The following is a 24,771-nucleotide window of genomic DNA, read 5'->3' as shown; positions in this document are numbered from 1 at the left end:
CCTACTCCGACTCGCCCACCTGCGCCCCTGCGGCGAACTGGGACTCGTACAGCCGGGCGTAGGCTCCGCCGGCGGCGAGCAACTCGTCGTGGTTGCCCTGTTCGACGATGCTGCCGGACTCCATCACCAGGATCACATCGGCATCGCGGATGGTGGACAGCCGGTGAGCGATGACGAAGCTTGTGCGGCCCTGTCGCAGTGCGCCCATCGCCTCCTGCACCAACGCCTCGGTTCGGGTGTCCACCGAACTGGTGGCCTCATCCAGGATCAGAATCGGTGGATCGGCGAGGAATGCCCGGGCGATGGTGAGCAATTGCTTCTCGCCCGCACTGACCGCAGTGCCGCGCACGCCCTCGTCGTCGATCTGGGTCTGGTAACCGTGCGCCAGCGTGCGCACGAACGGATCCACGTGGGTGGCCCGGGCCGCGGCGACCAGTTCCTCGTGCCCCACCTCGGTGTCGACGCCGTAGGTGATGTTCTCCTCGATCGTGCCCGAGTACAGCCAGGTGTCCTGCAGCACCATCCCGATGTTGGAGCGCACCTGTGCCCGCGGCACCGTGGCGATGTCCACCCCGTCCAGGGTGATCTGACCGCCATCGACCTCATAGAAGCGCATCAGCAGGTTCACCAGAGTGGTCTTGCCCGCGCCGGTGGGCCCCACGATCGCGACGGTCTGCCCGGGCTCGGCCACCAGTGACAACGACTCGATCAGCGGGGTGTCCTCGCGGTAGCGGAAGGAGATGTCGCGGAACTCCACGTGCCCGCGCACCTGCTCCGGGATCGACTCCTCCGCGCTGACGTGCGGGTCGGTCGATTCCTCCGGAGCGCTCAACACCTCGAAGATCCGCTCGGCCGACGCCGCTCCGGACTGCAGCAGGTTCAGCATGCCGGCGATCTGGGTGATCGGCTGGCCGAACTGGCGCGAGTACTGGACGAACGCCTGCACCTCTCCGATGCTCAGGTGCCCGGAGATCACGCGCAGACCCCCGATCACCGCCACCAGGACGTACCCGATGTTGGACATCATCCCCATCACCGGCTGGATGATGCCGGTGATGAACTGGGCGCGGTAGGACGCTTGGTAGAGCGCCTGGTTCTCGCTGGCGAAGGTCTCCTGGGCGGTGCGCTCGTGCCCGAACACCGTGACCAGGGCGTGCCCGGTGTACATCTCCTCCACGTGCCCGTTCAAGGTCCCGGTGCGGCGCCACTGCTCGATGAACTCCGGCTGGGAGCGTCGGGCGATCTGGGCCACGATGAAGCCGGACAGCGGCACTGTGACCACCGCCACGAGAGCCAGCAGCGGGGAGATGATGATCATCATCGTCAGCACCGACAGGATCGTCAGTACCGCGGTGATCAATTGCGACAGGGTCTGCTGCAGTGTCTGGGCCAGGTTGTCCACATCATTGGTCATCCGGGACAGCAGTTCCCCGCGCTGGCGGGCGTCGACGTAGGACAGCGGTACCCGGGAGAGTTTGCGTTGCAGGTTCAGTCGCATCATGTTCAGGGTGCGCTGCACCGCGACCGTGGTGAGCACCCCCTGCGCCCACATCGAGGTGGCCCCGACCGCGTACACCCCGCTGACCAGCACCAGGACCCGGGCGAGTGCGGCGAAGTCCACACCGGCACCACCCAGCATCCCGTCCACCACGATGTCGGTGGCCCTGCCCAACAGCATCGGCCCGGCCGCGTTCAGGATCACACCCATCCCCCCGAGCACGAACCCGGTGATGATCCGTGCCCGCTGGTCACGCAGTTCGCCGATCACCCGGCGCACGGTCGGGCCGAACTGTGCCGGACGCTCCCCCGGCATCCGGCCCGCGCCGCCGTGGCCGGCGGGCCCGCGCTGGGGCGCTCGGTGCCCGCTCATCGGCCCGCCTCGGCGGCGCTGAGCTGGGAGTTGACGATCTCGGCGTAGGTGACGTTGCCCTCAAGCAGTTCGGTGTGGGTTCCCGCCCCCACCAGGCGGCCATGGTCGAGCACCAGGATCTGGTCGGCGTCACGGATGGTCGCCACTCGTTGGGCCACCACGATCACCGTCGACTGCGATGTTGCCGGCCGCATCGCGCTGCGCAGGGCGGCGTCGGTGGTGTAGTCAAGGGCGGAGAAGGAGTCGTCGAACAGGTAGATCGGCGCCTGCCGGATCAACGCCCTGGCCATGGAGATCCGTTGTCGCTGACCACCGGAGACATTCGTGCCGCCCTGGGCGATCTCGGCGTGCAACCCGCCGTCCATGTCAGCGACGAAGTCGGCGGCCTGGGCGATCCGCAAGGCCTCCCACATCTCCTCCTCGGTGGCCTCGGCGCGCCCGAAGGACAGATTGGAGGCGACCGTGCCGGAGAACAGGTACGGACGCTGGGGGACCAAGCCGATCATGGTGGCCAACAGACCGGGATCGAAATCGCGCACGTCCACGCCGTCCAGCAGCACCCGGCCGCCGGTGGCGTCGAAGAGGCGGGGCACCAGGTTCACGACGGTGGACTTACCGGAGCCGGTGGAGCCGATGACCGCGGTGGTGCGGCCCGGCTCGGCGGTGAAACTCACCTCGTGCAGCACATCGGCGTCGGCGCCGGGGTAACCGAAACTGACCGACTCGAACTGCACGAGCCCGCGCACCGCGCCCGGGCGCTCGGGCCTGGCCGGGGGCGTCACCGTGGGTATGGAGTCCAGCACCTCCTGGATCCGGCCCCCCGACACCAGGGCCCGCGGGGCGAACATCACCAACATGGTCGCGAGCATCACTGACATCAGGATGAACATCAGGTAGGCCAGGAACGCCACCAGCGCCCCCACCTGGGTCTGCCCGGACTCCACCCGGTGCCCGCCGAACCAGATCACCAGCACCGAAGCACCGTTGATAATGAACATCACCAGCGGGAAGGCCAGCGCCATGAGTTTGCCGACCTTGATCGCCACGTCCTCCAGGGCGACGCTGGCTTCGGTGAAGCGGGCTTCTTCCCGCCGCTCCTTCGCGAACGCCCGGATCACCCGGATCCCACCGAGTTGTTCGCGCATCACCCGGTTGATCCCGTCGATCCGCTCCTGCATCGCCCTGAAGTGCGGGATCGCGCGCCACACCACCAGGCCCATCGCGGTCGCCAGTGCCGGCACCACTGCCACCACCAGCAGCGACAGGCCCGCGTCGGTGCGCACCGCCATGATCACCCCGCCCAGCAGCATGATCGGTGCCATCACGATCATGATCAGGGTGAACAGCACCAGCATCTGCACCTGCTGAACATCATTGGTGGTGCGGGTGATCAGCGACGGAGCACCGAAGACGGAGATCTCCTGGGTGGAGAAGCGCTGCACCCGGGTGAACAGGGCCTGCCGCACGTCGCGGCCCACGCTCATCGCCGTGCGCGCTCCCACGTAGACCGCACCCACGGCGGCGAGCACCTGGACCATCGAGACGCCGAGCATCACCAGACCGAGGCGCAGGATCAGCCCGGTGTCCCCGGGCACGATCCCCTCATCGATGATCCGGGCGTTCAGGCTCGGCAGCAACAGCGCCGCCATGGTCTGGGCGAACTGCAAGACGACGACCAGCCCGATCGCACCCCGGTAAGGCCGCAGGTAGCGGCCCATCAAATCACGCACGCCGTGAGGCTACACCGCCCCGCCCACATCGAGTGTGGACGGGGCGGCTGCGTTCGCGGTGAGCGCAGCGGTGGCGCGCCGGCTACTGACGCGGCTGCGGGGGCGGGGGCGGGGCGGCGTCCTCGCCGCCCTCGGGCACCTGGCCGGCCTCGGCCGCACCGGAGAACGGACGCCCGGAGGTCTCCCCGGCCGTGGTCGCCTCGGCGGTGGCCTCATCGACCTGTCCGCGAGCCTCTCGCAGCGCCTCGGATGGGTCCTGCAGCGAGGTCTCCGGGAGTTCCACGTCCAGGCCCTCGATGTGCTCCACGGTGGAGGCGCGCTCCTTCTTCCGCTTCCTCCTCGGCCCGCCGTTCCCGTCGCCGTCGCCGTCCCCGTCGCCACCGTCGTCGTCGTCATCGCCGAAGCCCTCGAACCCGGGCGGGGTGGCGCCGCCGCCGAAGGCGGAGGAGATCGAGCCCAGCGCGGCAGTGAACTCGGTGGGGATGACCCAGAGCTTGGAGGAGGAACCGTTGGCGATCTGCGGCAGCATCTGCAGGTACTGGTAGGCCAGCAGTTTCGGATCGGCGTCACCGCGGTGGATGGCGTCGAACACCTGCAGGATGGCGCGAGACTCACCCTGGGCCTTGAGGATCGCGGACTGCGCCTGACCCTCGGCGCGCAAAATCGCGGCCTGCTTCTCACCCTCGGCGGTCAGGATCTGGGACTGCTTGACACCCTCGGCGGTCAGGATCGCCGCACGGCGATCCCGCTCGGCGCGCATCTGCTGCTCCATCGAGCCCTGCACGCTGGCCGGCGGGTCGATCGCCTTGAGCTCGACGCGGTTCACGCGGATCCCCCAGCGCCCGGTGGCTTCGTCCAGTACCCCGCGCAACTGCCCGTTGATCTGGTCTCGGCTGGTCAGGGTCTGCTCCAGGTCCATCGACCCGATCACGTTACGCAACGTGGTCACGGTGAGCTGTTCGATACCGGTGATGTAGTTCGCGATCTCATAGGTCGCGTCCTTAGGTTCGGTCACCTGGAAGTAGATGACCGTGTCGATGGAGACCACCAGGTTGTCGGAGGTGATCACCGGCTGCGGGGCGAACGAGACGACCTGCTCACGCAGGTCCACCCCGGCCCGGACGCGGTCGATGAAGGGGATCAGGAAGTGCAACCCCGCGTACATGGTGGACTGGTAGCGGCCCAGCCGTTCGATGATCAGTGCCACGGCCTGTGGCACGATCCGGATCGACTGGCGAATCGCCACGATGACGAAGATGGCGAAGATAACCGCCACCACGATGAAACCGATTTGTGCTCCGGTCACGCTAATTCCCTTGATTGATGACTGGTGGTCGGATCAGTACTGCTGACAGCCTAGGGGCTGGGGGTCAGTATCCGGGCCCCGGCGGACCGTAGGGTTGGCTCGGGTTGGTCTCCACCGGCAGCGGTTCCACGATCGCGGTGGCGCCCTCGATGCGCACCACGCTCACCCGGGCCCCCACCGGCAGCACCGCCCCGGGCGCCTCGGTGCGTGCGGTCCACACCTCGCCGGTCAGTTTCACGCGGCCGGCCCGGTCGGAGACGTCGGAGACCACGGTGGCGATCCGGCCGCGGTGCGCGTCCACGTTGGTGCGCGCCTGCGGGGTGTTCGCCTTGAGTTTGGCCAGGGCCCAGGGGCGCACCAGCACCAGCAGGCCTACCGAGACCACCGCCGCGATGATCAACTGCAGCCAGAACGGGGCTCCCAGCGCCCCGGAGATCGCTGCCGCGGTGGCGCCGCCGGCCAGCATCAGGAACAGCAGGTCCACGGTGAGCATCTCGACGACGCCCAGGACCAGTGCCACCCCCAGCCACCACAGCCAGCCCATTCCCATACCTCCCGCGTGTCGTCCCCGTTAGTCTAAACGACTCGTAAATTCTTCGCTGGCCCCTTTCGCCCGGTCTCAGGCGTGCGCACCGCCGCTCCGGGAGCGGTGGGGCCGTCCGCGGGCGCTCCAACGCTGCCCGTGCCGCTCCACCACCAGATCCACCCCGAAGGTGCGCGAGAGGTTCTGCTCGGTCATCACCGAGTACAGTTCCCCGGCGGCCTCCACCTTCCCCTCGCGCATCAGCATCGCGTCGGTGAAGCCCTCGGGCACCTCCTCCACGTGGTGGGTGATCAGCACCAGTACCGGCGAGGCCAGATCGCGGGCGAGTTCGGTCAGCGCGCCCATCAGTTCCTCGCGGCCACCCAGGTCCAGCCCCGCGCCGGGTTCGTCCAGGATGAGCAGTTCGGGATCGGCCATCAGGGCGCGGGCGATCTGGGTTCGTTTGCGCTCACCCTCGGACAGGGTACCGAAACGGCGCTGGGCCAGATCGGCCACCCCGAAGGCGGCCAGCAGATCCATCGCGCGGGAGTCATCCAGTTCCTCATACGACTCCCGCCACCGTCCGGTCATCCCGTAGGAGGCCGTGCGAACCACGTCCAGCACCACCTCACCACCGGGGATCCGGTCCGCCAGCGCCGCACTGGCCAGCCCGATCAGCGGCCGCAACTCGAACACGTCCACCGCGCCCAGGCGCTCTCCGAAGATCTCCACCGTGCCCGAGGTGGGGTGCATCCGGGCCGCGGCGAGTTGCATCAGCGTGGTCTTGCCGGCCCCGTTCGGGCCGAGCACCACCCACCGGTCCCCCTCATCGACCGACCAGTCCACGCCGTCGAGAATGTTCTTGGCGCCGCGGCGCACGGTCACATCGGTCAGGTTGAGCACATCACCCATATCGCCAGAGCCTAGTTCACCTACGGTGGTCACCATGCGCCTCGACATACCCCGTTCCGTGCTGGTCGCCCTGTGGGCGAACCGGCTCGGCACCGCCCCGAGCCCGGAGGAGTTGGCGCAGGCGGCCCGGGCGGTGCGGGCGGTGGCCGACGACGACGGGATGCCGACCGCGGATCTGCTCACCCAGGTCGCCGGTACGGCGGTGCTGGCGGTGACGCCGGTACCGGGCGAGCCGGTCCCGCTGCCGGCCCCGGCGCGCGCGGCGGCGCTGGAGGCAGGGCAGGCGCTGATCAGCGGCCCACCGCGCGGCGCCCCGGGCCTGTTGCGGATCGCGGTCCCGGATGAGCGGGCCTTCGGCTCCGAACTCGAACCCGGTGAACTGCTGGGCTGGCAGGTCTGGACCGAGCCGGTGGACGGGTCGGGGTGGGTGCCACCGGTGATCACGATGGCCGAAGCCCGCACCGGGCTCGCCGAGGCGCTCGACCTGGCGATCGAGACCCTGCTCAGTGTGGATGTGGCCCGGTGGCGGGAGGAGGCCGCCGAGGAGATCGCGATGCTCGGCAGCGACGAGCTGCCCCCGCCGGCCGCCGACCGGATCCCGCCCGGTCTGGACCCCAGGCGCTCGCACGTGCTCTCCCGCGCGGTGCGCCTGCAAGCCATCGTGGACCTGGCCACCCAGGACGACGGCGCCGCGGTGAACTCCTGGCAGGCCGATCAGCGCACCGCCGCTCTGCGGCACGTGGCCGCGGCCGCCCGCGGCGCGCTGTGCGCCGTCAGCGTTTCCGGGTTCTGACCGGCACTAGCCCAGCACGCTGCGGTAGACCTCCAGCGTGCGCTCCCCGATCGCGTCCCAGGAGAAGTGTTCGGCCGCCCGGACCCGGCCGGCCTCCCCCATCGCGGCGGCGCGCTCGGGGTCGGCGAGCATGTCGTTCAACGCCCGGGCCACGTCGGCCACGAAGGCCTCCGGGTCATTCGGGGTGCCGGTTCCGTCGTCGGCCTGGTCCAGCGGCACCAGGGTTCCGGTGACACCGTCGGCGACCACCTCGGGAATGCCACCGGTGGCCGAGGCGACCACCGGCACCCCCAGCGCCATCGCCTCCAGGTTCACGATCCCCAGCGGCTCATAGATCGAGGGGCAGGCGAACACGCTGGAACTGGCCAGCAGTCCGACCACGTCGGCGTGCGGGAGCATCCGGTCGATCCAGATCACGTTCGGGTGGGTGCGCCGCAACCGGCCGATCGCCGCACTGATCTCGGCGGCGATCTCGGGGGTGTCCGGGGCGCCGGCGCAGAGCACCAGTTGCACCTCCGGCGGCAGTTGGTGCGCGGCCCGCACCAGGTAGGCCAGGCCCTTCTGCCGCGTGATCCGGCCCACGAAGATCACCGCCGGCACCTCCGGGTCCACCCCGTGGCGCCGCGCGATCTGTTCGCTGACCTGGCGTTGCGGGCGGGACCAGCTCTGCAGGTCCACCCCGTTGTGCACCACCGAGACCTTCTCCGGATCCACGTCGGGGTAGGCGGCCAGGATGTCGGCACGCATCGCGTGACTGACCGCGATGATCCCGGCCGCGGAGGAGTAGGCGGTGTGCTCGGCCCAGCCGGACAGCGCGTACCCTCCGCCGAGCTGCTCGGCCTTCCAGGGGCGCAGCGGCTCCAGTGAGTGCGCGCTGAGCACGTGCGGGATGCCGTGCAGCAGGCCGGCCAGATGCCCGCCGAGGTTGGCGTACCAGGTGTGGGAGTGCACCAGATCGGCTCCGACCACGTCGGCGGCCATCGCCAGATCGACGCCGAAGGTGCGCAGCGCCGGGTTGGCCTGCGCCAACCCCTCGGGTTCGTCGTAACCGTGTACACCCGCGTCGGTGCGGGCACCATCGAAGCAGCGCACCTGCACGTCCACGTGCGCGCGGAGCACCCGGGCGAGTTCGGTCACGTGCACCCCGGCTCCGCCGTACACGTGCGGCGGGTACTCCCTGGTCAGCAGGTCGACGCGCATGGTGAGGCTATCCTTCCCCCACCGGACATTACGGCGGGAACTTGCGGTGCGGAATCGGTGGCTGAACCCGCGTGCTCAGCCTAGGGTTCATGGCATGGCCACACCACGGGTACTCGCGATCGTCCTGGCTGGAGGCGAGGGGAAGCGGCTGATGCCGCTCACGGCTGATCGGGCCAAACCTGCGGTTCCCTTCGGTGGGATCTACCGCCTGATCGACTTCGCGTTGTCCAATGTCGTCAACGCCGGGTACCTGCGCGTGGTGGTGCTGACCCAGTACAAGTCGCACTCCCTGGACCGCCACATCGCCAAGACCTGGCGGATGTCCTCCCTGCTCGGCAACTACGTGGCCCCGGTGCCGGCCCAGCAGCGGGTGGGCAAGAACTGGTTCCTGGGCAGCGCTGATGCGATCTACCAGTCCCTGAACATCATCGACGAGGAGAAGCCGGACATCGTGGTGGTGGTCGGTGCTGATCACGTCTACCGGATGGACTTCTCCCAGATGGTGCACACCCATATCGATTCCGGCGCGGAGATGACCGTGGCCGGGATCCGCCAGCCGATCGAACTGGCGAATCAGTTCGGCGTGGTCGACGCCGACACCGCCGATCCGAGCCGGATCGCGGCGTTCCTGGAGAAGCCGGAGAATCCGCAGGGCCTGGCCGACTCCCCCCGGGAGGTGCTGGCGTCCATGGGCAACTACGTCTTCAATGCCGACGCCCTGGTCGCCTCGGTCCGCGAGGACGCCAGGTCCACCACCTCCAGGCACGATATGGGCGGGGACATCGTGCCCTACTTCGTGGACAAGGGGCAGGCCGGGCTGTACGACTTCATCTACAACGACGTACCAGGCTCCACCGACCGGGACCGGAACTACTGGCGTGATGTGGGAACCCTGGACTCCTACTACGACGCGAACATCGACCTGATCAACGTCGAGCCGGTGTTCAACCTGTACAACGACGACTGGCCGGTGCACACCGGCTACGTGGGCCTGCCGCCGGCGAAGTTCGTGCACTCCGTGGCGGAACGGACCGGGCACGCGGTGGACTCGATCATCTCCCCCGGAGTGGTCATCTCCGGTGGTGACGTGCGCGGCTCCATCCTCTCCCCCGGCACCCGGGTGAACTCCTGGTCCACCGTGGCGGACTCGGTACTGCTCGATGGCGTCGTGGTGCACCGGCACGCGCACGTGCACAAGGCGATCCTGGACAAGAACGTGGTGGTCAGCGAGGGTGCCTCGGTGGGTGTGGATACCGAGTTGGACGCCTCCCGTGGGTTCACCCTCACCGATGCCGGCATCACCGTGGTGCCCAAGGGAACCCGGATCACGCACGGATGAGCCGGCGCCGCCTGGTGGTGCTGGATGTGGACTCCACGTTCATCGCCGAGGAACAGATCGACCTGCTCGCCGCCCACGCGGGGGTGGGCCCGCAGGTGGCGGCGATCACCGAACGCGCGATGGCCGGGGAACTCGATTTCGCTGCGGCGCTGCGCGAGCGGGTGGCCGCGCTGGCCGGCCTGGCGACCTCGGCGATCGAGGCGGTGCGGGCCCGGATCAGCCTCAGCCCCGGTGCCGGCGAACTCATCGCGGGGCTGCATCAGCGGGGCTGGCCGGTGGGCCTGGTCTCCGGGGGTTTCCATGAGATCGTCGACCCCCTGGCCACCGCGCACGGCATCACCCGGGTGCAGGCCAACCGCCTGGAGACCGACGACGACGGCGCCCGCCTGAGCGGGCGGCTGCGCGGGGAGATCGTGGACCGGGCGACCAAGGCGGACTTCCTGCGCGCGTTCGCCGCCGCCGAGGGCATCGACCTGGCCGACACCGTGGCCATCGGCGACGGCGCGAACGACCTGGACATGGTCACCGCTGCCGGCCTCGGGGTGGGTTACCGGCCCAAGCAGGCCCTGGCCGAGGCAGCCGATGTGGTCCTGACCGACCGGCTGGACGAGCTGCTGGCAGTCCTGGACCGCTGAGCGCCCTCAGGTGCCCGGCTGTGGTTCGGCCAGGTCGGTGAGGGTGGCTGCGCCGCGGCCGAGCTCGGCCCAGGGGCGCTCCACCCCCAGCACGGCGAGCATGGCCGTACTCATTCCGGTGCGGAGCCGGGCCAACGCGGCCTCCTGGGAGTCCGGCCCGGCCAGGATCCGGGCCACGTGGGAGATCACCGGTTCGTGCCCCACCACCAGCACCGAGACGGTCTGCGCCGGCAACGCGCGAACCAGGTCGAGCAACTCACCCGCACCGGCCCCGTAGATCTCCGGCACCCGGCGCACCTCGATGCCGGAGGTGTCCACGTCCTGCTCGCCCAGGCCGGTCTCGATCAGTTTCCACGTCTCGACGGCACGATTGGCGCTGGAGCACAGCACCAGGCCGGGCACCGCGCCGTGTGCGGTGAGCAGCGCCGCCAGCCCCTTGGCCTGGGTGCGTCCGTGCAGGCTGAGCGCCCGGTCCACATCGGCACCGGTGGGAGCATGGGGTTCGGCTTGGGCGTGCCGCAGCAGGCTCAGCCGGGCCATCACTGACCCATCGCGTGCACGCCGCCGTCGACGTGCACGATCTCCCCGGTCGTGGCCGGGAACCAGTCCGAGCACAAGGCGGCCACCGCCCGGGCGGTGGGCTCCGGGTCGTCCACGTCCCAGCCCAACGGCGCCCGGTCGGGCCAGGCGCCCTCCATCCGGGCGAACCCGGGAATGGACTTGGCGGCGGTGGAGCGGATCGGGCCGGCCGAGACCAGGTTCACCCGGATCCCGTCCGGGCCCAGGTCGCGTGCGAGATAGCGGGCGGTGGACTCGAAGGCCGCCTTGGCCACTCCCATCCAGTCGTAGACCGGCCAGGCGTAGCGGGCGTCGAAGGTGAGCCCCACCACCGCTGAGCCGGGCCGCAGCATCGGCCGGGTCGCCACCGCGAGAGACTTCAGCGAGTACGCCGAGACCTCCAGCGCGGTGGCCACGTCCGGCCACTGCCCGTCCAGGAAGTTCCCGCCCATCACCGACTGCGGGGCGAACCCGATGGAGTGCACCACGCCGTCGAGGTGGTCGGTGTGCTCACCCACGCGCCCGGCCAGGGCCTCCAGGTCCTCAGCGGACGTCACGTCCAGTTCCACCACCGGTGCCTCCTTCGGCAGCCGGCGCGCGATGGCCCGGGTCAGGCGCAGTTGCCGCCCGAAGGAGGACAGCACCACGTCAGCGCCCTCGTTCTGGGCGAGTCGCGCCACATGAAAAGCGATCGAACTCTCCATCAGCACCCCGGTGATGAAGAGCTTCTTTCCGTCCAGAAGTCCCATGCTGTCCTCGCTACCTCTCGTGTTCGTCTCAGTGACCCATGCCCAGGCCGCCGTCCACCGGCAGCACCGCCCCGGAGATGTAACCGGACTGCGGTGCGGCGAGGAACTCCACCGCAGTGGCCACGTCCTCCACCGCACCGAACCGGGCCGCAGGGATGGCCTCCAGGTATTTCGCCTGGGTCTGTTCGGGTAGTTCGGCGGTCATCGCGGTGTCGATGAAACCGGGTGCGACGACGTTGGCGGTAATGCCGCGGGCGCCCAGTTCACGGGTGATCGAGCGGGCCATGCCCACCAGGCCGGCCTTGGCCGAGGAGTAGTTGATCTGCCCGGGTGAGCCGTACAGGCCCACCACCGAGGAGATCAGCACGATCCGCCCGCCACGCTGGCGGATCATCCCCTTGCTGACCCGCTTGACGCACCGGAACGTGCCGGTGAGGTTGACATCCACGACGTCGGCGAAGTCGTCCTCGCTCATCCGCAGCAGCAGCATGTCCCGGTTCATCCCGGCGTTGGCCACCAGCACCTGCACCGGGCCCAGTTCGGCCTCGATGGTGGTGAAGGCGGAGTCCACCGAGTCGGTGTCGGTGATGTCGGCCCGTACGCCCAGGACCCCCGGCGGCACCTCGCCGCTGCGGTGGATCCCGGCCACCTTCTCCCCGGCCGCGGCGAACCGCTGCGCGATCGCATACCCGATCCCGCGGTTGGCTCCGGTCACCACCACGGTGCGGGGCTGATCACTGCTGTGCTGCTCGCTCACGCTGATCCCTTCGACTAGCAACTGCGCATAGACGGTAGTGCACCGGCGGCCCCACGGGGAACGGACCGGAGCACGGCCCGGCGAGTCATCATGGCCGCGCGCGGCGTAGGCTGGCAGGTATGCCCGAGGTCCACTCCGTCACCAACGCCGCGGAACCACTCAGCGTGCGCAACAGCAGGCGGATGCGGCGGTACCTGATCACGATGGGGATCAGGTGCGCCGGGCTGGTCGGGGCCGTCTACGCCGAGGGTTGGCTGCGCTGGGTGAGCATCGTCCTGGCGGTGGTGCTGCCCTATGTGGCGGTGGCCCTGGGCAGCGAGAGCGTGGACAAACCCACCGGAGCCACCCCCTATACCGAGCCCGATCCGCAGATCACCGCCTCCGGTCGGGTGGAGTTGGAGCAGCGCCATGACTGACCTGATCTGCAGCGCCAAGGGCTGCCGCGCCGGTGCGCAGTGGGCGCTGCGGTGGAACAATCCGAAACTGCACACCCCCGGACGGCGCAAGATCTGGATGGCCTGTCCGGACCACCGCACCCATCTGGAGAACTTCCTGGGCGCCCGCGGGTTCCACCGGGAGACGGTGGCCCTGGCCGACCTGCCGCCGGAGGAACGACCCGCCGGCCCATGACATCGCGCTACTCCTTCCTGACCAGCCGCCGCTGGCTCGGCCTGATCGCTGCGGCGGTGGCCATCTCGGTGGTCTGCGCCCTACTGGGGTACTGGCAGTGGTCCCGGTACCAGGGTCGCGCCGACCAGGTCGCCCTGGTCGAGGCGAACTTCGACCAGGACCCCGTTCCACTGACCGACCTGGTCAGCCGGCCGGGTGCCGAGTTGGATCCTGCGCACCAGTGGCGCCCGGTGCAGGTGCAGGGCCGCTATCTCGGGGAGGTAGTGGTGCTGCCCCAGCGCGGGGTTGCGGGCAACCCGGCCGATCACGTGGTGGGAGTGCTGGCCGTGGACGCCGGTGACGGGCCGGACTGGGCTGTGCTGGTGGACCGGGGCTGGTACACCACCGACACCTTCGCCGACCACGCCGCAGCCCAGGAGCTACCCAGCGGGCAGGTCACGACCACCATGCGGCTGCGCCCCGCAGAAGCGCCTTCGCCCCGGGTGCTCGACGTGGGGCAGATACACCGGCTGAACCCTACCCAGGCCCTGACGGCAGCCACCGGCACCGAGGAGGATGACAGCGCCGGGTACGTGCTCGCCACGGGGATCTACGGCCAGTTGGCCGCCGAGACCGAGGGGGGCTCCGACGTCGTCCCGGCAGAACTGAACCTGCTCCCCCGTCCGGTCGCTGACCTCGGGTCGCACCTGTCCTACGCGTTGCAGTGGTGGGTCTTCGCCCTCGGCCTCTACGTGGCCCTGGTGGTCCTGGCCCGCAGGGAGGCCCGGGACCCGCGCGCACCGGCCCCGGTGCGCCGCCGGGCCGATACCGACGAGGACGAGGCGATCGAGAACCAGATTCAGGCCAGCGCGACCAGTTCGGCGTAGTCCTCGCTCCACAGGTCCTCGTCGCCATCGGGCAACAGCAGCACCCGCTCGGGATCCAGCGCCGCCACGGCTCCCTCGTCGTGGCTGACCAGCACCACCGCACCGGTGAAGTTGCGCAACGCCTCCAGGATCTCCGCACGGGATGCCGGGTCGAGGTTGTTCGTGGGCTCATCCAGCAGCAGCACGTTCGCGGCCGAGACCACCAGCACCGCCAGCGCCAGTCGCGTCTTCTCACCACCGGAGAGCACCCGCGCGGGCTTGAAGGCGTCGTCGCCGGAGAACAGGAACGAGCCGAGCACGCTGCGTACCTGGGTATCGGTCAGGTGCGGAGCGCTGCGGCGCAGGTTCTCCACCACGGTCGCACCGGTGTCCAGGTTCTCGTGTTCCTGGGCGTAGTAACCGATCTTGAGCCCGTGGCCGGGGTTGATCTGGCCGGAGTCGGGCTGTTCCACCTGGGCGAGCAGACGTAGCAGGGTGGTCTTCCCGGCACCGTTGAGTCCGAGCACCACCACCTTGGAGCCCCGATCGATGTCCAGGTCCACATCGATGAACACCTCCTGGGAACCGTAGCTCTTGGACAGCCCTCGTGCCGACAACGGCACCCGCCCGCACGGAGCGGGGTCCGGGAACCGGAGGTTGGCGACCTTGTCCGCCGTCCGGGTCGACTCCAGGCCGGACAGCATCCGCTCCGCCCGGCGGAACATGTTCTGCGCGGCCACGGCCTTGCTGGCCTTGGCGCGCATCTTCTCGGCCTGGGCGACCAGGGTGGCCGCCTTCTTCTCCGCGTTCGCCCGTTCCCGCCGGCGGCGGCGCTCATCGGTCTCGCGCTGAGCCAGATAGTCGTCCCAGCCCAGGTTGTACACCTCCAGTTCCGCGCGGTTGGCGTCCAGGTGGAACACCTTGTTCACGGTGGCACGCAGCAGGTCGGTGTCGTGGCTGATCACGATGAAGCCACCGGGATAGGTGGCCAGGAAGTCACGCAACCAGGTGATCGAGTCGGCGTCGAGGTGGTTCGTGGGCTCATCCAACAGCATCGTCTCGGCACCGGAGAACAGGATCCGGGCCAGTTCCACCCGGCGCCGCTGGCCCCCGGACAGGGTGCTCAACTGCTGGGCCAGGACCCGGGTCGGTAGCCCGAGGCTGGAGGTGATCCGGGCGGCCTCCGACTCGGCCGCCCACCCCCCCTGGGCGGTGAACTCGGCGTCCAGGCGGGAGTACCGGGCCATCGCCCGCTCGCGCGTGTCCTCGTCGTCGCTGGCCATGTCGGTCTCGGCCTTGCGGACGCGGCGCAGCAGTTCGTCCAGCCCTCTGGCGGACAGCACCCGGTCCATCGCGACCACCTGCAGGTCCCCGGTGCGTGGGTCCTGGGGCAGGTAGCCCACCTCACCGGTGCTGGTGATCGTCCCGGCGCTGGCCTGATGCTGGCCGGCCAGGGTCTTGGTCAGGGTCGTCTTACCGGCCCCGTTTCGGCCCACGAGACCGATCCGGTCGCCGGTGTCGACCCGGAAGGTGGCGCCGTGCAGCAGTTGGCGGGCACCGATTCGCAGTTCGACGTCAGTAGCGGTGATCACCGGGCCGAGTGTAGGTGGCCCGATCGGTGTTCCGACAATCGGAATTCCCCGCCCAGGTCGGGCCACCGCGGGCGACCTGGGCACGGTGGCGGATAAGGTGCAGAGCATGAGTACGGCCGATCCGACCCCGGTACGCGGGGTGCCCAGCCCGGGCACCGCCGTCGATGAGGGCGCACCGTCGCCTGCCGCGGCCGGTGCTGGTGGGACCGATCCTGAGCGGTCCGGTGCCACCGAGTCGGCCCGCACCCGCTCCGGTGCATGGCGCCGGGCCGAGCAGGCACTCGCCCAGGGGTGGCAGCGCAGCACGCCCAAGGCGCGGTGGGTCACCGAGAAGGCGGCTCCGCTCAGCCGGCGGGCCGCACAGGTGAATCTGGTCCAGGTGGCCGCCGGGGTCGCGGTGACCGCCCTGGCCGCACTGCTGATCGCGGTCGCGGCACAGGTGGAGTGGGAGGTCGGGGTGTTGTCCGCGCCGCTGTGGCTGTTCGTGGGCGCGGCGCTGCTGGCCGGGACCGTGCTGGGACCATGGCGCGGGCTGCTGGCGGCGGTGCTCTACCTGGTGATGGGCCTGGTGGGTGCCGCCTGGGCCGGCGATGGCACCGCCGCGCATACCGACGGCCCGTGGGCCGGGGTGCTGCTCACCTTGCCGCTGGCGGCGTTGATCTCGGGGTGGATCAGCGCCCGCCACGCGACGTTGCGCTCACCGGTGACCTCCGGATGGTACTTCTTCGGCTGGTTCTTCTTCGCCGCCCTGGCCGGTCTGGTGCTGATCTACACCGGCGGCTTGTGGACCCTGTTCGACCGGACCGACGTCGGCGGATGGGCGGTGTTCGCCACCATGTCGGCCCGGTTCCCCTTCGACGTCGCCCAGTGCATCCTGGTGGCGGTGATCGCCGTGGGCGTGCACCGCTTCGTCCCCGGTCTGCTCAGACGTTGAAGCCCAGCGCCCGCAGTTGCTCGCGGCCGTCGTCGGTGATCTTCTCCGGACCCCACGGCGGCATCCAGACCCAGTTGATCCGGGAGCCTTCGGTGATGCCCTCCAGGACCTGGGCGGCCTGATCCTCGATCACGTCGGTCAGCGGGCACGCCGCCGAGGTCAGTGTCATGTCGATGATCGCCTGGTTGTTCTGGTCCAGGCTGACCCCGTACACCAGGCCCAGGTCGACGATGTTGATGCCGAGCTCGGGGTCGATCACATCGCGCAACGCTTCTTCCACGTCCGCGGCGGTCGGTGCTCCCGCAGGGGGCTGGTACTCGTTCTCGATCTCGATGTCAGTCATGGTTTCCTCATGCCTCGCTTCCTCACGTAGTGTCCTCGGGCCCGGACGAATCTGCAACCAGCGCCTGCGCGGTGGCATCCCGAAGTGCCATCCAACCCAGCAGCGCGCACTTGATCCGTGCCGGATAGCGGGCCACCCCGACGAACGCGGTGGCATCGCCGAGTATTTCCGCCCGGGCTTCGGCGAGCGGCTGGCCACGCCCGTCCATCAACGCCCGGAACGCCTCGGTGATCTCATCGGCCCGAACCACCGGGACGTCCCTGATCAGTTCGGTCAGCACCGAGGTGGAGGCCTGTGAGATGGAGCAGCCCATCCCCTCCCAGGTGACCTCGCCGATCCGGGGCGCACCGGTAGAGGTGTCCAGGTGAACCTGCAGGCGCACCTCGTCACCACAGGTCGGATTGACCTGGAATGACTCACCGTCGGCGCGCTCGCGCAACCCGTGCCCGGTGCGCTGCTTGGCGTGGTCGAGGATCACCTGCTGGTACAACTGGTCCAGGTTGCTCATGCTGCTCCTTCGAAGAAGGTGCGCGCCCGGGCCAGGTGGGCGCAGAACTGCTCGATGTCCTCGTGGCTGGTGTAGACCCCGGCCGAGGCGCGCGCGGAGGACGGCACGCCCAGGTGCCGGTGCAGCGGCTGGGCGCAGTGGTGGCCCACCCGGACCGCCACGCCGGCGTCATCGAGCACCTGGCCCACGTCGTGGGGGTGGATGCCCTCAACCGCGAAGGAGACCACCGCGAGCCGGTCCGCAGGTTCGGTCGGTCCGAGCACGCGCACCCCCTCGATGCGGCTCAGACCGGTGAGCAGGTGCTCGGTGAGCGCGGCCTCGTGGGCGGCCAGTGCCTCCATGCCCAGTTCCTGCAGGTACCCGACCGCGGTGTGCAGGCCCACGGCCTGGGCCACCATCTGGGTGCCCGCCTCGAACCGCTGTGGCGGCGGGGCGTAGGTGGTCCCGGTCATTGTGACCACCTCCACCATCGATCCCCCGGTCGCCACCGGGGGCATCGCCTCCAGCAACTCACGACGGCCGTAGAGCACGCCGATACCGGTGGGGCCGAGCATCTTGTGCCCGGAGAACACCGCGAAGTCCACCCCCAGGGCGTGCAGGTCCAGGGGCAGGTGCGCGGCGGACTGGCAGGCATCCAGCACGGTGAGGGCACCGACCGCCTCGGCGGCGGCCACGATCGGCGCCACCGGGGTAATCGCTCCGGTCACGTTCGAGGCGTGGGTGAAGGCGACCACCTTCGTGGCCGGGCCGATCACGTCCAGGCCTGCCAGGTCGAGCCGTCCCTGGGCATCCAGACCGATCCAGCGCAAGGTGGCGCCGGTGCGGGCACACAACTCCTGCCAGGGCACCAGATTGGCGTGGTGCTCGGCCTGGGTCACCACGATCTCATCGCCCGGGCCCACTGCCAGCGCCCGGGCCGCGGCGCCGCCGCGGCCGGCGGCGGCATTCGACATCGCGTACGCCACCAGGTTGATGCCCTCGGTGGCGTTCTTGGTCCAGACGATCTCGTCGTCGTCGGCCCCCACGAAGGCGGCTACCCCGGCACGGGCCTGCTCGAAGAGTTCGGTGGCCTCCTCGGCCAGGGCGTGCGCGCCGCGGTGCACGGCGGCGTTGCGGGCGTGATAGAAGTCCTGCTCGGCGTCGATGACGCACTCGGGCTTCTGCGAGGTGGCCGCCGTGTCCAGGTAGATCAGCGGACGGCCACCCCGGACCGTGCGGCGCAGCAGCGGGAAGTCCGCGCGCACCGCCGCCAGTTCGGACTCGCTGAGTCCGCTCCGGTGCTCGATGCGGTGCGCGCAGGTCATCACACCGCCTGCAGGAACCGGTCGTAGCCCTCGGCCTCAAGGCGGTCGGCCAGTTCGGGGCCACCCTCCTCGGCGATGCGACCGTTCACGAACACGTGCACGAAGTCGGGCTTGATGTGCTGCAGAACCCGGGTGTAGTGGGTGATCAGCACGATGCCGGCGCCGGTCTCGGCCTGGGCGGCGTTGACGCCCTCGCCCACGATCCGCAGGGCATCGACGTCCAGGCCGGAGTCGGTCTCGTCCAGGATCGCGAACCGCGGCCGGAGCAACTGCATCTGCAGGATCTCGTGGCGTTTCTTCTCACCGCCGGAGAAGCCCGTGTTGACGTCCCGCTGGGCGAAGTCGGTGCCCATCCGCAGGCCCTCCATCGCGGTGTTCATGTCCTTGACCCAGGTCCGCAGCGGCGGGGCCTGGCCGTCGATGGCGGTCTTGGCGGTGCGCAGGAAGTTCGATACCGACACCCCGGAGACCTCCACCGGGTACTGCATGGCCAGGAACAGTCCGGCGCGGGCGCGCTCATCCACCTCCATCTCCAGGACGTTCTCGCCGTCCAGGAGGATCTCACCGTCGGTGACCTCGTAGTTGGGGTGTCCGGCGATGGCGTAGGCCAGGGTGGACTTGCCCGAACCGTTCGGGCCCATGATGGCGTGGATCTCGCCGCTGCTGATGGTCAGGTCCACCCCCTTCAGGATCGGCTTGGGGCCGTCCTGGGTGCCGACGTTGACGTGCAGGTTCTTGATCTCGAGCTTGCTCATGTGCTGGTTTCTTCTCTTCCTTGGTCTGGAGGTTTCTCAGGCGCTGGCGCCGACGGTCACATCAATATCGACGAGGACGTTGTCGCCCTCCACGCAGATGGAGTAGACGGGGACGGGCTGGGTGGCCGGCAGACTCAGCGGCTTGCCGCTGGCCAGGTCGAAGGTCGACCCGTGCAACCAGCACTCGATCGTGGCCTCCTCCACCTCCCCCTCGGACAGGCTGACCTGGCCGTGGGAGCAGATGTCGGAGATCGCGTGGTAGTTCCCGTCCTCGTCCCGCACGATGGCGATCGGAACGGGCCGCCCGTCGACGTCCTCGAGGTCGGCGCGCATCGCCTCCCCGGGTTCGAGGTCACCGGTGTCGCATACGTACTGGGCGCTCATGCCGAGACAGCCTCGTACTGCCGGATCTCCTCTTCGATCGCTGCGGTGAGACGGTCGGTCACCTCGGGCACCGCGATCTGGTTGATGAGTTCGGCGAAGAAGCCGATCACCACCAGGCGGCGCGCCTCGGTCTCGGGGATCCCACGAGCGCGCAGGTAGAACAATTGCTCGTCGTCGAACCGGCCGGTGGCGCTGGCGTGGCCGGCACCCTCGATCTCGCCGGTCTCGATCTCCAGGTTCGGCACCGAGTCGGCGCGGGCACCCTCGGTGAGCACCAGATTCCGGTTCAGCTCGTAGGTGTCGGTGCCCTCGGCCTCGGACCGGATGACGACGTCGCCGATCCAGACCGCGTGAGCGTCCTTCCCCTGCAGCGCGCCCTTGTAGGTCACCCGGGAGATGCAGTTCGGGGCCACGTGATCCACCAGCAGGCGGTGCTCCTGGTGCTGGCCGGAGTCGGTGAAGTACAACCCGACCTTCTCCACCTCACCGCCGGGCTCGGCCAACTCCACGTCGGGGGTCAGCCGCACCACGTCACCCCCGAGGGTGACGACGATGTGGCGCAGGTTGGCATTGCGGCCCACCCTGGCCCGGTGCGCACTGATGTGCACGCTGTCGCGCTCCCACTCCTGCAGGCTCACCAGGGTGAGCCGGGCACCCTCGCGCACGTCCACCTCCACGGTCTGGGCCAACTGGGCCGAGCCGAAGTGGTTCAGGATGATCGTGGCCTCGGAGTGCTCCTGCGCCACGACCAGCACGTGCTGGGCGCCTGGTTCGGTGCCGCCGGCACCGGTGATCGCCACCGAGGTGGGCTGATCCGGGGTCGCGTTGGCCGCCACGGTGATCACCGTGGCCTCGGTGGTGTTGTTCCAGGCCGCGGCCGAGACCCGGTCGGTGGGCGCTCCGATGCGGCCGAGCCGCTCGTCGTCGCGCCCCACCTGCTCGCTGTGCACGCCGGGGGCGGCGTCCACGACGACGGTCGGTGCCGGGCCGCTGAACTCATCGCCGAAGAAGGACTGGAACCGGTCCACCGGTGAGAAGCGCCACTCCTCCTCCCGGCCGGTGGGTACCGGGAAGTCCGAGAGCGCGAAGGAGGTGAACCGCTGTCCCGCTGGTTCGGGACCGGCGTGGCTGTGGGCACCGTCGGCGACGGCGAGGGTGTGATCGGTCTTCATGGATTCCTTGTCTGGTGCGGTGCTGGACTGGACGTCGTTGGTCATCAACCGACGGATCCCTCCATCTGCAGTTCGATGAGCCGGTTCAACTCCAGGGCGTACTCCATCGGCAGTTCCCGGGCGATGGGCTCGATGAAGCCGCGCACGATCGTGGCCATCGCCTCGAACTCCGTCAGCCCACGGGACATCAGGTAGAACAACTGGTCCTCGCTGACCTTGGACACCGTGGCCTCGTGGCCCATCTCCACATCGTCCACGCGCACGTCGACGTAGGGGTAGGTGTCGGTCCGCGAGATCGTGTCCACCAGCAGCGCATCGCACAGCACAGTCGACTTGGCGTGCGTGGCGCCCTCGAGCACCTGCACCAACCCGCGGTAGGAGGAGCGCCCGCCACCACGGGACACGGACTTGGACACCACCGAGGAGGAGGTGTGCGGGGCCATGTGCACCATCTTGGCGCCGGTGTCCTGATGCTGACCGGAGCCGGAGAAGGCGGCCGAGAGGGTCTCCCCCCGGGCGTGCTCACCCATCAGGTAGATCGCCGGGTACTTCATCGTGGCCTTGGACCCGATGTTGCCGTCGACCCACTCCATGCTGCCGCCGGTGGCGACGGTGGCCCGCTTGGTCACCAGGTTGTACACGTTCTGCGACCAGTTCTGGATCGTGGTGTACCGGACGTTGGCGTCCTTCTTCACGATGATCTCCACCACGGCCGAGTGCAACGAGTCGGTCTTGTAGATCGGCGCGGTGCACCCCTCGACGTAGTGCACCGAGGAGCCCTCGTCGGCGATGATCAGGGTCCGCTCGAACTGGCCCATGTTCTCGGTGTTGATCCGGAAGTAGGCCTGCAGGGGGATCTCCACGTGCACGCCCGGCGGAACGTACACGAACGATCCACCGGACCAGACCGCGGTGTTCAATGACGCGAACTTGTTGTCGCCGGTGGGGATCACGGTGCCGAAGTACTCCTCGAAGAACTCCGGGTGCTCCTTCAGCGCGGTGTCGGTGTCCATGAAGATGACACCCTGGCGCTCGAGTTCCTCGTTGATCTGGTGGTAGACCACCTCGGACTCGTACTGGGCGGCCACACCGGCCACCAGGCGCTGCTTCTCCGCCTCGGGGATGCCGAGTTTGTCATAGGTGTTCTTGATGTCCTCGGGCAGGTCCTCCCAGGTGGTGGCCTGCTTCTCGGTGGAGCGGACGAAGTACTTGATGTTGTCGAAGTCGATGCCGCTGAGGTCTGCGCCCCACTCCGGCATCGGCTTCTTGTCGAACAGTTTCAGACCGCGCAGCCGCCGCTTGAGCATCCACTCCGGCTCGTCCTTCAGCCGGGAGATGTCCTGCACAACCTCCTCGCTCAGCCCGCGGCGGGCCGAGGCACCGGCGTCATCGGAATCGCTCCAGCCGAACTGGTAGGCGCCGAAACTCGCGATCGCCTCGTCCTGGCTGAGCTGCTCACGGGCCTTGTCGGCCTCCTGCGGTGTGGTGGTCGTCATGAATTTCCTTCCATGTCGTCATGGTGTGACGGTGTGCTGACCTGCGGAACGCCGGGTGGCACGTGCGTTGTGCACACGTGCTCGCCACCGGCCAGGGTGGCCAGTCGCTGCACATGCACTCCGAGTAGTTCCGAGAACGCACGGGTCTCGGACTCACACATCTGCGGGTACTGGGCCGCGATCGCATGGACCGGACAGTGACCCTGGCACAACTGTATGGCCAGATTCGCACCGACCGGGCGTGTGGACGCGGCGTAGCCATCCGCGCTGAGCAGATCGGCCAGCATCCGGGCGCGATCGGCCGGGTCCTGCCCGGCCGCCTCCACCGCCTGCCGGTAACGGCCCACCATCTCATCGGCGCGCCGGTCCGCGAACTGCTCCACCGCCTCATCACCCAGCCGGTCCCGCAGTTGCTCGATCGCCATCAGCGCAACCCTGGAGTAGCCATCGTCGAGCCTGGGCCGGGCCTCGGCCGTGGCGATGTAGCGCTTGGCGGGCCGGCCCCGGCCGCGGGGGTGCAGCGGGCTCTCCGGGCGCACCCTGATCTGCCCCTCGCTCTCCAGGGCGATCAGATGCCGGCGAATCGCGGCGGAGGTCAGGGCCAACTCGGTCGCGAGATCCGCGGCCCGCACCGGCCCGCGCTGAACCACCAGGTTCAGCACCCGCTCCCGGGTGCTCTCCTCGATCTCACTGGCCTGCTCGCTCACACACATCACCTCCGCCCACCGCTAGGGCAATTACCTCACATTGTCCTTTCCAAATTGGCCCCTGGCAAGCAAGGCTGCCCTAAGTGAGTGTCGTCACAGGCGCGGGCCACACGCACGGCCGGGCTAGGCTGGCGGGCGTGTCCACACCCTGCGTGCACCTGGAGCAGGTGAGCCTGAGCTTCGGCCCCGTGCCGGTGCTGCGGAACCTGTCCTGGCAGGCCGAGGCCGGCCAGGTGACCGCGATCCTGGGCCCCAACGGCGCCGGCAAGACCACGACGATGCTCACCTGTGAGGGTTTGCTGCGCCCGGACTCCGGACGGGTGCGGGTGCTGGGTCTGGATCCGCACACCGACGCGGTCGCGTTGCGCCCCCGAGTGGGCGTGATGATCCAGGACGGGGGTCTGCCGGTGATGGCCCACGCCCGGGCCCTGCTGGACCATGTGGCCCGGTTGTACGCCCACCCCCACGACACCGGCGAACTGGCCGACCTGCTCGGAATCGGGGAATTCGCCCGGACCGCGGTGCGGCGTCTGTCCGGGGGCCAGCGCCAGCGACTGGCGCTGGCGCTGGCGATCGTGGGCAGACCCGAACTGGTGTTCCTGGACGAGCCGACCGCCGGCTTGGACGCCCACGGCCGCGAGGTGGTCTGGGACCTGGTCCGGGGCCTGCGCGCAGTCGGCACCTCGGTGATCCTGAGCACCCACGTGATGGAGGAGGCCGAGTCCCTGGCCGATCAGGTGGTGATCATGGACCGCGGTGTGGTGGTCGCCGCCGGCAGTCCCGGCGAGTTGACCGGCGCGGGCGAGGACGTCAACCGCGTGCACATCACCGGCCCGATCGATGCCGAGGCGCTCGGGGCGCTGCGCAGTGTGGCCACCGAGCACGGGCTCGATGTGTCCGTGCCATCCGAGCGGGCCCTTCGCGAGGTGTTCCTGGACCTGACCGGGCCGGAGGAACGATGACCCACACGCTCGGTCTCGCCCCGCGTCCCGGTGCTGCGTCGCGACCCCGGCGGGTGCTGGCCCAGGCTTCCTTCGAGGTGCGCACCACGCTGCGCCACGGTGAGCAGTTGCTCATCACCGCGATCCTGCCCGCCCTGTTCCTGGTGGTGCTGGCCCGCACCGAGGTCTTCACCCTGCCGGTATCGGGCGGGCAGGAACGGATCGACCTGGTCGCACCCGGCGTACTCGCCCTGGCGGTGCTCTCCAGTGCCTTCACCGGCCCGGCGATCGCCACCGGGTTCGACCGGCGGGCCGGCGCCCTGCGGCTGCTCGCCACCACTCCGCTGGGCCGCGGCGGGCTGCTGGCCGGGCGGATTCTCGGGGTGGGTTTCATCCAGGTGCTCCAGGTGGCGCTACTTGCCTCGCTCGCAGTGACACTGGGTTGGCGCCCACCACTGGCCGGTGCCGCGCTCGGGGCGCTGCCCTTCGCCGCCGGGACGGCGGCCTTCACCGCGCTGGCGATGCTGGTGGCCGGCACGCTGCGGACCGAGGCGGTGCTGGCCGGGTCGAACCTGCTGTGGGTGTTGATGGCGATCGGCGGCGGCGTGCTGTTACCCACCGGATCGCGCTGGCTGCCCTCGGCCGCGCTGGGCGACGGCCTCCGCGCGGCGATGAGCCTGGAGGTGGCCACGGTCGCGGTGTGCACCGCCATCCTGATCGGGTGGGCGGGTGTCCTCACCGCCGGGGCGTTGCGCTGGTTCCGCTGGCATTGAGGCGCCCGCACACCA

Annotated in this window: 27 protein-coding genes; 9 read left to right on the top strand and 18 right to left on the bottom strand. The window is 69.4% G+C overall.

Annotated features, from left to right (window positions below; genetic code table 11):
• Position 1: 1 nt before the first annotated feature.
• From ACO0LU_RS11375 to ACO0LU_RS11355, 5 genes are all read right to left on the bottom strand, one after another.
• Positions 2–1,870, bottom strand: a complete 1,869-nt coding sequence (locus ACO0LU_RS11375; protein ID WP_424791466.1) for an ABC transporter ATP-binding protein — start codon at positions 1,868–1,870, stop codon at positions 2–4.
• The gene (locus ACO0LU_RS11370; protein ID WP_424791537.1) at positions 1,867–3,588 is read right to left on the bottom strand and encodes an ABC transporter ATP-binding protein; all 1,722 of its coding nucleotides are present in this window, start codon (positions 3,586–3,588) and stop codon (positions 1,867–1,869) included. The genes ACO0LU_RS11375 and ACO0LU_RS11370 overlap by 4 nt, the downstream gene beginning before the upstream one ends.
• 94 nt (positions 3,589–3,682) lie before the next feature.
• Entirely contained in the window at positions 3,683–4,912 is a 1,230-nt protein-coding gene (locus tag ACO0LU_RS11365; protein ID WP_424791536.1) for an SPFH domain-containing protein, read from the bottom strand.
• Between the two features lie 58 nt (positions 4,913–4,970).
• A complete protein-coding gene (locus ACO0LU_RS11360) occupies positions 4,971–5,450 on the bottom strand; it encodes an NfeD family protein (protein WP_424791465.1) in 480 nt (159 codons plus the stop codon).
• 75 nt (positions 5,451–5,525) lie between these two features.
• On the bottom strand, positions 5,526–6,341 hold the full coding sequence (locus tag ACO0LU_RS11355) for an ABC transporter ATP-binding protein (protein WP_424791464.1): 816 nt from the start codon (positions 6,339–6,341) through the stop codon (positions 5,526–5,528).
• A gap of 34 nt (positions 6,342–6,375) precedes the next feature.
• Between ACO0LU_RS11355 and ACO0LU_RS11350 the strand changes: the two genes are divergently transcribed.
• Entirely contained in the window at positions 6,376–7,134 is a 759-nt protein-coding gene (locus ACO0LU_RS11350; protein ID WP_424791463.1) for a hypothetical protein, read from the top strand.
• 6 nt (positions 7,135–7,140) lie between these two features.
• Here ACO0LU_RS11350 and glgA read toward each other — a convergent pair whose 3' ends face one another.
• The gene (gene glgA / locus ACO0LU_RS11345) at positions 7,141–8,334 is read right to left on the bottom strand and encodes a glycogen synthase (RefSeq protein ID WP_424791462.1); all 1,194 of its coding nucleotides are present in this window, start codon (positions 8,332–8,334) and stop codon (positions 7,141–7,143) included.
• 94 nt (positions 8,335–8,428) lie between these two features.
• Here glgA and glgC point away from each other — a divergent pair, with 94 nt between their 5' ends.
• The gene (glgC, locus tag ACO0LU_RS11340; protein ID WP_424791461.1) at positions 8,429–9,673 is read left to right on the top strand and encodes a glucose-1-phosphate adenylyltransferase; all 1,245 of its coding nucleotides are present in this window, start codon (positions 8,429–8,431) and stop codon (positions 9,671–9,673) included.
• A complete protein-coding gene (serB, locus tag ACO0LU_RS11335; RefSeq protein ID WP_424791460.1) occupies positions 9,670–10,308 on the top strand; it encodes a phosphoserine phosphatase SerB in 639 nt (212 codons plus the stop codon). The genes glgC and serB overlap by 4 nt, the downstream gene beginning before the upstream one ends.
• A 6-nt stretch (positions 10,309–10,314) precedes the next feature.
• Here the strand turns inward: serB and ACO0LU_RS11330 are convergent, their stop codons facing one another.
• From ACO0LU_RS11330 to fabG, 3 genes are read right to left on the bottom strand one after another with little or no spacing between them, the layout of a single operon-like run.
• Positions 10,315–10,848, bottom strand: coding sequence for a SixA phosphatase family protein (locus ACO0LU_RS11330; protein ID WP_424791459.1), 534 nt, complete (start codon positions 10,846–10,848; stop codon positions 10,315–10,317).
• Positions 10,848–11,615: an enoyl-ACP reductase FabI gene (fabI, locus tag ACO0LU_RS11325; protein WP_424791458.1), complete on the bottom strand. Its 768-nt coding sequence runs from the start codon at positions 11,613–11,615 to the stop codon at positions 10,848–10,850. The genes ACO0LU_RS11330 and fabI overlap by 1 nt, the downstream gene beginning before the upstream one ends.
• A 28-nt stretch (positions 11,616–11,643) precedes the next feature.
• Positions 11,644–12,372, bottom strand: coding sequence for a 3-oxoacyl-ACP reductase FabG (gene fabG / locus ACO0LU_RS11320; protein WP_424791457.1), 729 nt, complete (start codon positions 12,370–12,372; stop codon positions 11,644–11,646).
• Between the two features lie 119 nt (positions 12,373–12,491).
• On the opposite strand from fabG, the gene ACO0LU_RS11315 reads away from it, so the two are divergent.
• Genes ACO0LU_RS11315 through ACO0LU_RS11305 form a run of 3 tightly spaced genes read left to right on the top strand, consistent with a single transcriptional unit; the run spans position 12,492 to position 13,868 of the window.
• A complete protein-coding gene (locus tag ACO0LU_RS11315) occupies positions 12,492–12,788 on the top strand; it encodes a DUF3099 domain-containing protein (protein ID WP_424791456.1) in 297 nt (98 codons plus the stop codon).
• Positions 12,781–13,002 (top strand): hypothetical protein, encoded by a 222-nt coding sequence (locus ACO0LU_RS11310; RefSeq protein WP_424787845.1) that lies wholly within the window; start codon positions 12,781–12,783, stop codon positions 13,000–13,002. Before ACO0LU_RS11315 ends, ACO0LU_RS11310 begins: the two co-directional genes overlap by 8 nt.
• Positions 12,999–13,868 carry an SURF1 family protein gene (locus ACO0LU_RS11305; protein WP_424791455.1) on the top strand — a complete coding sequence of 290 codons (870 nt, stop codon included), beginning with the start codon at positions 12,999–13,001 and terminating at the stop codon, positions 13,866–13,868. The genes ACO0LU_RS11310 and ACO0LU_RS11305 overlap by 4 nt, the downstream gene beginning before the upstream one ends.
• Here ACO0LU_RS11305 and ACO0LU_RS11300 read toward each other — a convergent pair.
• Positions 13,841–15,439, bottom strand: a complete 1,599-nt coding sequence (locus tag ACO0LU_RS11300) for an ABC-F family ATP-binding cassette domain-containing protein (RefSeq protein WP_424791454.1) — start codon at positions 15,437–15,439, stop codon at positions 13,841–13,843. The two genes, ACO0LU_RS11305 and ACO0LU_RS11300, sit on opposite strands and share 28 nt — an antisense overlap.
• 106 nt (positions 15,440–15,545) lie before the next feature.
• On the opposite strand from ACO0LU_RS11300, the gene ACO0LU_RS11295 reads away from it, so the two are divergent.
• Entirely contained in the window at positions 15,546–16,373 is an 828-nt protein-coding gene (locus tag ACO0LU_RS11295; RefSeq protein WP_424791453.1) for a biotin transporter BioY, read from the top strand.
• On the opposite strand, the gene ACO0LU_RS11290 is transcribed toward ACO0LU_RS11295, so the two are convergent.
• From ACO0LU_RS11290 to ACO0LU_RS11255, 8 genes are read right to left on the bottom strand one after another with little or no spacing between them, the layout of a single operon-like run.
• Positions 16,363–16,716, bottom strand: coding sequence for a metal-sulfur cluster assembly factor (locus ACO0LU_RS11290; RefSeq protein WP_424787849.1), 354 nt, complete (start codon positions 16,714–16,716; stop codon positions 16,363–16,365). The genes ACO0LU_RS11295 and ACO0LU_RS11290 overlap by 11 nt on opposite strands.
• Before the next feature lie 22 nt (positions 16,717–16,738).
• Positions 16,739–17,224, bottom strand: coding sequence for a Fe-S cluster assembly sulfur transfer protein SufU (gene sufU, locus ACO0LU_RS11285; RefSeq protein WP_424791452.1), 486 nt, complete (start codon positions 17,222–17,224; stop codon positions 16,739–16,741).
• Positions 17,221–18,528, bottom strand: coding sequence for a SufS family cysteine desulfurase (locus ACO0LU_RS11280; RefSeq protein WP_424791451.1), 1,308 nt, complete (start codon positions 18,526–18,528; stop codon positions 17,221–17,223). The genes sufU and ACO0LU_RS11280 overlap by 4 nt, the downstream gene beginning before the upstream one ends.
• Complete coding sequence (gene sufC, locus ACO0LU_RS11275) at positions 18,528–19,283, bottom strand: Fe-S cluster assembly ATPase SufC (protein ID WP_424791450.1); 756 nt, start codon at positions 19,281–19,283, stop codon at positions 18,528–18,530. Before sufC ends, ACO0LU_RS11280 begins: the two co-directional genes overlap by 1 nt.
• Positions 19,284–19,319: 36 nt before the next feature.
• Positions 19,320–19,667 carry a non-heme iron oxygenase ferredoxin subunit gene (locus ACO0LU_RS11270; RefSeq protein WP_424791449.1) on the bottom strand — a complete coding sequence of 116 codons (348 nt, stop codon included), beginning with the start codon at positions 19,665–19,667 and terminating at the stop codon, positions 19,320–19,322.
• Complete coding sequence (gene sufD / locus ACO0LU_RS11265) at positions 19,664–20,884, bottom strand: Fe-S cluster assembly protein SufD (protein WP_424787854.1); 1,221 nt, start codon at positions 20,882–20,884, stop codon at positions 19,664–19,666. Before sufD ends, ACO0LU_RS11270 begins: the two co-directional genes overlap by 4 nt.
• Positions 20,884–22,335, bottom strand: coding sequence for a Fe-S cluster assembly protein SufB (gene sufB, locus ACO0LU_RS11260; protein ID WP_424791448.1), 1,452 nt, complete (start codon positions 22,333–22,335; stop codon positions 20,884–20,886). The genes sufD and sufB overlap by 1 nt, the downstream gene beginning before the upstream one ends.
• Positions 22,332–23,048 carry a helix-turn-helix transcriptional regulator gene (locus tag ACO0LU_RS11255; RefSeq protein ID WP_424791447.1) on the bottom strand — a complete coding sequence of 239 codons (717 nt, stop codon included), beginning with the start codon at positions 23,046–23,048 and terminating at the stop codon, positions 22,332–22,334. Before ACO0LU_RS11255 ends, sufB begins: the two co-directional genes overlap by 4 nt.
• Positions 23,049–23,179: 131 nt before the next feature.
• Between ACO0LU_RS11255 and ACO0LU_RS11250 the strand changes: the two genes are divergently transcribed.
• Positions 23,180–24,004: an ABC transporter ATP-binding protein gene (locus ACO0LU_RS11250; protein ID WP_424791446.1), complete on the top strand. Its 825-nt coding sequence runs from the start codon at positions 23,180–23,182 to the stop codon at positions 24,002–24,004.
• Complete coding sequence (locus tag ACO0LU_RS11245; RefSeq protein WP_424791445.1) at positions 24,001–24,756, top strand: ABC transporter permease; 756 nt, start codon at positions 24,001–24,003, stop codon at positions 24,754–24,756. The genes ACO0LU_RS11250 and ACO0LU_RS11245 overlap by 4 nt, the downstream gene beginning before the upstream one ends.
• Positions 24,757–24,771 lie beyond the last annotated feature (15 nt).

Source organism: Pseudactinotalea sp. Z1748 (assembly GCF_049725185.1).
In the GTDB taxonomy this organism is placed as follows: Bacteria; Actinomycetota; Actinomycetes; order Actinomycetales; family Beutenbergiaceae; genus CALKWS01.
This window is presented reverse-complemented; position numbering and strand designations above follow the sequence as displayed.

Bases quoted from the DNA above. Each gene is read 5' to 3' on its own strand.
- glgA (WP_424791462.1), bottom strand. From the start codon at position 8,334: ATGCGCGTCGACCTGCTGACCAGGGAGTACCCGCCGCACGTGTACGGC.
- sufC (WP_424791450.1), bottom strand. From the start codon at position 19,283: ATGAGCAAGCTCGAGATCAAGAACCTGCACGTCAACGTCGGCACCCAG.
- ACO0LU_RS11350 (WP_424791463.1), top strand. From the start codon at position 6,376: ATGCGCCTCGACATACCCCGTTCCGTGCTGGTCGCCCTGTGGGCGAAC.
- ACO0LU_RS11280 (WP_424791451.1), bottom strand. From the start codon at position 18,528: ATGACCTGCGCGCACCGCATCGAGCACCGGAGCGGACTCAGCGAGTCC.
- serB (WP_424791460.1), top strand. From the start codon at position 9,670: ATGAGCCGGCGCCGCCTGGTGGTGCTGGATGTGGACTCCACGTTCATC.
- ACO0LU_RS11310 (WP_424787845.1), top strand. From the start codon at position 12,781: ATGACTGACCTGATCTGCAGCGCCAAGGGCTGCCGCGCCGGTGCGCAG.
- ACO0LU_RS11315 (WP_424791456.1), top strand. From the start codon at position 12,492: ATGCCCGAGGTCCACTCCGTCACCAACGCCGCGGAACCACTCAGCGTG.
- ACO0LU_RS11255 (WP_424791447.1), bottom strand. From the start codon at position 23,048: ATGTGTGTGAGCGAGCAGGCCAGTGAGATCGAGGAGAGCACCCGGGAG.
- sufB (WP_424791448.1), bottom strand. From the start codon at position 22,335: ATGACGACCACCACACCGCAGGAGGCCGACAAGGCCCGTGAGCAGCTC.
- glgC (WP_424791461.1), top strand. From the start codon at position 8,429: ATGGCCACACCACGGGTACTCGCGATCGTCCTGGCTGGAGGCGAGGGG.
- ACO0LU_RS11270 (WP_424791449.1), bottom strand. From the start codon at position 19,667: ATGAGCGCCCAGTACGTATGCGACACCGGTGACCTCGAACCCGGGGAG.
- ACO0LU_RS11355 (WP_424791464.1), bottom strand. From the start codon at position 6,341: ATGGGTGATGTGCTCAACCTGACCGATGTGACCGTGCGCCGCGGCGCC.
- sufD (WP_424787854.1), bottom strand. From the start codon at position 20,884: ATGACCAACGACGTCCAGTCCAGCACCGCACCAGACAAGGAATCCATG.
- ACO0LU_RS11305 (WP_424791455.1), top strand. From the start codon at position 12,999: ATGACATCGCGCTACTCCTTCCTGACCAGCCGCCGCTGGCTCGGCCTG.
- ACO0LU_RS11360 (WP_424791465.1), bottom strand. From the start codon at position 5,450: ATGGGCTGGCTGTGGTGGCTGGGGGTGGCACTGGTCCTGGGCGTCGTC.
- ACO0LU_RS11245 (WP_424791445.1), top strand. From the start codon at position 24,001: ATGACCCACACGCTCGGTCTCGCCCCGCGTCCCGGTGCTGCGTCGCGA.
- ACO0LU_RS11295 (WP_424791453.1), top strand. From the start codon at position 15,546: ATGAGTACGGCCGATCCGACCCCGGTACGCGGGGTGCCCAGCCCGGGC.
- sufU (WP_424791452.1), bottom strand. From the start codon at position 17,224: ATGAGCAACCTGGACCAGTTGTACCAGCAGGTGATCCTCGACCACGCC.
- ACO0LU_RS11290 (WP_424787849.1), bottom strand. From the start codon at position 16,716: ATGACTGACATCGAGATCGAGAACGAGTACCAGCCCCCTGCGGGAGCA.
- ACO0LU_RS11375 (WP_424791466.1), bottom strand. From the start codon at position 1,870: ATGAGCGGGCACCGAGCGCCCCAGCGCGGGCCCGCCGGCCACGGCGGC.
- ACO0LU_RS11370 (WP_424791537.1), bottom strand. From the start codon at position 3,588: ATGGGCCGCTACCTGCGGCCTTACCGGGGTGCGATCGGGCTGGTCGTC.
- ACO0LU_RS11330 (WP_424791459.1), bottom strand. From the start codon at position 10,848: ATGGCCCGGCTGAGCCTGCTGCGGCACGCCCAAGCCGAACCCCATGCT.
- fabI (WP_424791458.1), bottom strand. From the start codon at position 11,615: ATGGGACTTCTGGACGGAAAGAAGCTCTTCATCACCGGGGTGCTGATG.